Annotated in this window: 2 protein-coding genes; both read left to right on the top strand. The window is 43.2% G+C overall.

Annotated elements, in window-relative coordinates; genetic code table 11:
• Positions 1–1,211, top strand: a 1,211-nt coding sequence (locus HMPREF2704_RS03840) for an LPXTG cell wall anchor domain-containing protein (protein WP_141760632.1), incomplete at its 5' end; no start/stop codon positions are given.
• Positions 1,212–1,406: 195 nt separating this feature from the next.
• A complete protein-coding gene (locus tag HMPREF2704_RS11625; protein WP_070845731.1) occupies positions 1,407–6,068 on the top strand; it encodes an accessory Sec-dependent serine-rich glycoprotein adhesin in 4,662 nt (1,553 codons plus the stop codon).
• Positions 6,069–6,070: the final 2 nt, after the last annotated feature.

The raw sequence follows: 6,070 nt of genomic DNA, 5'->3' as shown, positions 1-6,070 counted from the left end.
CCTCAGAATCAGTTTCTGCATCCGAGTCAGCGTCAGAATCATTGTCTGCATCTGAGTCAGCATCAACCTCTGAATCAGTCTCGGCGTCTGAGTCGGTATCCGAGTCAGTATCAACGTCTGAATCAATCTCGACATCTGAATCATTGTCAGCCTCTGAGTCAGTGTCTACATCCGAATCGGTTTCTACCTCTGAATCAGTATCAGTGTCCGAATCAGCTTCAACTTCAGTAAGCCAATCAGTCTCAGCATCTGAATCAGTGTCGACATCAGAATCAGTTTCAGCCTCTGCGTCGGTATCAACATCGGAGTCAGTTTCTGCGTCTGAATCAATCTCGACATCGGAGTCAGTTTCTGCGTCTGAATCAGTTTCAGCATCCGAGTCGGTTTCTACCTCTGAATCAGTATCGACCTCAGAGTCCGTTTCTGTATCAGAATCGGTTTCTACGTCAGAATCAGCATCAGCCTCTGAGTCAGTTTCTGCGTCTGAATCAGTGTCAACATCAGAATCAGTATCAACGTCTGAATCTGTGTCAACATCCGAATCGGCATCTGTGTCTGAGTCAGTTTCAGCGTCTGAGTCAGTTTCAACATCAGAATCTGTGTCAACGTCTGAATCGGTGTCTACATCAGAATCAGTATTAACGTCTGAATCAGTTTCTGTATCTGAGTCAGCATCAGCCTCTGAGTCGGCCTCTACCTCAGAATCAGTCTCAACCTCTGAATCAGTCTCAATGTCCGAATCGATTTCTGTATCTGAATCAGTTTCAGCGTCCTTGTCAGCGTCTACGTCTGAATCAATCTCGACATCCGAATCAATGTCAGCATCGTTGAGCAGTTCAGTATCAGAAAGCCAGTCAGTCTCTACTTCGCTTTCGGTTTCGACATCAGTATCTGCATCAGAGTCAGCATCATTGAGTACCTCTGCACCTGAATTAACTTCAACATCAGTAAGTACTTCAGTTTCAGTGAGTCAATTACAATCAGGATCAACATCTGGTAGCGGTTCATACTCTAACTCAATGAGCCAATCAATTTCTCGTTCAGAGTCATTGTCTGTATCAGAAACAGCAAGTGGTTCACAAAAACACAGCCAATCTGTGGCGCTTCCGAATACTGGCGAAACAGAATCTGTAACATCAGTTCTTCTCGGGGTAGTTACAGGGTTAGCTGGAATTGCTGGACTTACCCGACGTAAAAAGAAGGGGAACTGATCTAGTAGGAAATATCATTTTTTTCGAGTGAATCTCATAGGAGATTCACTTTTTTATTAGTAGAATGAAGTATTTTTAATGTGTTACAAAAAATTTGAAAATTAAACAATAATATAGAAGTTTTTTGTAGCGAATTACTTGAATCTACGTAGTATTCCTGTATAATAATAATGACTACAATGTAAGGGGAATATCATGCAATTTAAGCGTTCAAAAGGAAACTTTCGTGAGACAGATCGTGTCGTACGCTTCAAATTAATTAAATCAGGAAAAAATTGGCTTCGAGCATCAACAGCTGCTCTAGGCCTCTTTCGCGTGGTGCGTGGGCAAGTGGAGGAGACTATCATTGCCAACGTGCAGCAAGATCAAATAGAAAGTCAAAAGCATAACCAAGCCTTCTTAAAGGGTTTGATTACGGTAGGGACTGTTTTTGGTGGTGCTGTGCTTGCTACGACTGCTAAGGCGGAGGATGCAACATCACTTGCACCAACGGTTTCTGAGACAAAAGAGGAAACCTTGGTAGAAGTGGATAGTGTGGTCTTAGCAAAAACTTCAAGCCAGCCTTCAGAATCCATCTCTGTTTCAGGATCAACTAGTTTTTCTACATCTGAGAGTGCGTCTGCTTCGATCAGTGAATCCACCTCTTTGTCCTTGAGCGAAGTTGGATCAACTGCATTATCAACGGCACTTAGTGAGTCTGCTCAAGCTCTAGAGTCAGAGGTAGTTGTTGAAGAGCCGACTAGTTTAGAAGAAGCTACTGTTTTAGAACAAAATACCTCTGAAGCTGAATTGCTACAGGAAATTGCAGGGAATTACGCATCTAAAATGACGGACACCGATCGCCGAGCAGTGGTCGAAGCGGTCATTAACAAAGTGCAGGCCGAAGTGGCTGCAAGTAATAACTTGATCCATACCAATGCCAGTGCTCAAGCTTATGCTGACCAGCGCGATCGTTTGGAGAAAGCTGTCGATGAGATGATGACGACCTTGACAGCTGCAGGTTTTGTGGGAAATACAAATGTAGATGGGAAACCTGCGATCTCTGCTCAGTTGGCTCCTCTAGCTGAGGAAACATACTTGGCTGATGATGTATTGGATATGAGCCCGAACCCAGAAGATCCCAATGGTGCGAGTGTAGAAGATCCTACACTTGACACACCAGGATATGCTAAGGATCCTCATCTAGATAAAGATCTCTTAAGATTTTCGCCTGAAGAGTTGAAAAATTTTTTAGGTGAACCCTACACCAATCGTTATACATTTGGTATTTGGGACTTTGTGAATAAACAAGGAGAGTCACTTGGTTACTATGCGACCATGTCGATTGATATCAGTGAGATAGATCCGGAAAAGCATAAGGCAATGGATGTTTATTTCCGCATTGTCCGAAAATCAGATGGGGCTGAAATTTTTTCACAAACTGTATCTCCAGAAGGATATGGCCAAGATATTCAATTACCAAAAGAAGTACTAATTGGTCAGGCTCCCCTTGGGAACAAGGTTTTTAATTCGGAACCTTCTACAGGTAATGGGACCTTTGGAATGCTAACGAATTTTATTCCGGAACAGGCTTTCTTATTCCGGAGTATTTATGATGTCATGACGCCTGAGAATCAGGGGCAATTGATTAGGACGTATCCTAGTATCAAAATTCCATCTATGATGGGACAACAATCGACCTTCTATAGAGAAGTGGACCCGAATGGTAGATGGTTTAATGGGCAATATGAACCAACGGGGAAAGAAAGATCCTTACTAGAGTATAGAATCTACGGATTGGAAGGCCAGCATTATACAGCTTCCAATCCACGCGAATTTCCTGGTTATGTACAGGTCCCAGCGCATACCGTGTTCCCGAATCGTAAAAGTGGGGTGTTCGATAATAGTAAGAATGGGAAATCAAGAATTGAACTATTAGGGGATGCGCGTGAGCATTTCATTAAAAGTGAAGTTGTCACCCTTAATCAAAATGGTGATTATTCTCTTCGCTACTATGTTTTAGATCCTTCTAAAATCCATGATGTTAGTAGTGGTGATGTAGGAAACGCTAAGGTAACCGATGTATATACACTTGTTTATGAAAAAGAATTTAAACAAGATAGTACGGATAACCTTTCAGATTTAGGTGGAACTCGTAAAGTTGAAAGTAAAAACAAGGATTATTTCCTGAATGTTACACCAAAACGAATAGATTACCAACATTTTGAGTTGGATATTACAGGTTGGTTCTCTAGTAAGGAGACAGTTACATACACTGATGAGAAAACAGGAATAGAATATACTGTTCCAAAACCATTCACGGAACTTCCAAAATCAGCCTACCTCGATAAAAATACGACCATGGTCGTTGGAGAAGATGCAACACCTCAAGGAGCAGATGGTTTTTCCAACTTCAAACAAACGATCAAAAAAATAGTAGATTCATATCCCTTAACGAGTGTGAATTATTACTATCGGAAGATGACACCGTCAGAATCTGCTTCACAATCTCAAAACTTCTCGATTTCAACTTCAGAGTCACTAGTTTCAGAATCCATTTCATCTTCTCAATCTGTTTCGGTCAGTGAGTCCGTTTCCTTGTCACAAGCATCTAGCTTCGCCAGTCAATCAGATTCACAGGTTTCAACCTCGATTTCCTTGTCACAATCTGTATCGACAAGCGAATCCAACTCGTTGGTTCAGGAATCGATCTCCACTAGTCAGTCGGAGTCTCTAGTCCAAGAGTCGGTTTCAGCCAGTCAATCAGATTCCTTGATTAAAGAATCCGTATCTGCCAGCCAGTCTGATTCGTTGGTTCAGGCCTCTGTTTCAGCAAGTCAATCGGATTCGTTAGTTCAGGCCTCAGTCTCTGCTAGCCAGTCCGAGTCGCTGCTCAAAGAGTCGGTTTCTTCAAGCCAGTCAGATTCATTGGTTCAAGAGTCCGTTTCGGCAAGCCAATCAGAGTCGTTGGTCCAAGCCTCAGTTTCTGAGAGTGAATCGGAATTATTGGTTCAGGAGTCTGTATCGGCCAGTCAATCCGATTCGCTGGTTAAAGAATCTGTCTCAGCAAGTCAGTCAGATTCGCTGGTCCAAGAGTCGGTATCATCCAGTCAATCAGACTCACAATCAAAAGCAGCATCAGCATCTAAGAGTGAGTCTGAAAAAGCCTCTAAATCTGTTTCGTTGAGTCAGTCGGTATCCTTATCTAATTTAGCATCTAGATCAATTTCTGTGTCTCAATCGCAGTCGACATCAGCTGTTGGATCGGAGGAAGTGGTTTCTCAACTGATTTCCTTGTCACAATCTATTTCGATGAGCAAAAAGCTGTCAGAATCCGTTTCGTTGAGTCAGTCAGATTCCTTGCTTCAGGAATCCGTATCTGCTAGCCAATCAGAGTCGTTGGTTCAGGAATCTGTATCGGCCAGTCAGTCAGAGTCGTTGGTTCAAGAATCCGTTTCTGCGAGCCAGTCTGATTCGCAGGTACAAGAGTCAGTCTCAGCGAGTCAGTCCGATTCCTTGATACAAGAATCAGTTTCCGCGAGTCAGTCTGATTCCTTGGTTCAGGAATCTGTATCGTCTAGCCAATCAGAGTCTTTGGTAAAAGCCACAGTTTCAGCAAGTCAGTCTGAGTCATTGGTACAAGAATCAGTTTCAGCAAGTCAGTCTGAGTCATTGGTACAAGAATCAGTTTCAGCAAGTCAGTCTGAGTCGTTGGTACAAGCGTCAGTTTCAGCGAGCCAATCAGACTCGCAGGTACAAGCCTTGGTTTCAGTGAGTCAATCAGAGTCGTTAGTACAAGAATCAGTTTCCGCCAGTCGATCAGACTCCTTGGCTCAGACATCTGTATCGTCTAGCCAATCAGAGTCTTTGGTTCAAGCATCAGTTTCAGCGAGCCAATCAGAATCGTTAGTACAAGAATCGGTTTCAGTGAGTCAATCACAATCTACTTCTGATGTCGAATCTAAGTCTCAAAATACAGAATCTATGTCCTTTTCTCGTTCTGATTCAATGAGTCAGTCGGAATCGCAAGTATCGACTGATTTGCAATCAACATCATGGAGTCAGTCAGAATCACAAGTTCAAGCTTCGATCTTTGCAAGTCAATCAGAGTCGTTGGTTCAGGAATCTGTATCTGCCAGTCAATCAAAGTCGTTGGTTCAAGCATCGACTTCAGCGAGCCAATCTGAGTCACAAGTTCAAGCATCAGTCTCCGCAAGCCAGTCTGAATCGTTGATACAAGCTTCGATCTCTAATAGCTACTCAGAGTCGTTGGTCCAAGCTTCGGTTTCCGCGAGTCAATCAGATTCATTAGTTCAAGCTTCTGCTTCGACAAGCGAATCGGCTTCAACTTCTCATGTCGTAGCTGCATCGCAGGTTTCAGAGTCTGGATCGTTCTCTCGATCCGTTTCTGAGAGTCTATCTGCTTCACAATGGACATCCCATTCAGAATCTCTAGCGTCGGCCTCGCTATCGAAGTCTGACTCCTATAGCCAATCAGCTTCACTCCTTTCAACAAGCGAATCGGCTTCAACGTCCATGCCAGTATCTGAATTTCCTTTGACGAGTGTTTCAGATTCTATAAGCGCATCATCAACAGAGAGTCAATCCCTATCGCAGGAAATTTCTGAATGGATCAGTGTGTCTTATGCGTCAAGCTTCTCTGCTGTGACAAGTTCTTCGGAGTCTGTCGTGTCTTCGTTTGGCACCTCTTACTCAGAATCTCCATCAGACACAAGCTCACTAAGTGCGACGCGTTCTTCAGAACCTGCTCTTCCAGAGACAGGTACCCATCCTTCATCTAATATTCTTGCTACAGGAGCTTCCATTCTTCTGTCTGGATTAGCCCTTTTAGGAATTCGGAAAAAGGATGGCAAATAAAA

The organism is Streptococcus sp. HMSC076C09, assembly GCF_001837905.1.
Taxonomy (GTDB): domain Bacteria; phylum Bacillota; class Bacilli; order Lactobacillales; family Streptococcaceae; genus Streptococcus; species Streptococcus parasanguinis_I.
Note: the sequence above shows the minus strand (reverse complement) of the source record. Positions and strands in the feature narration are given on the sequence as shown.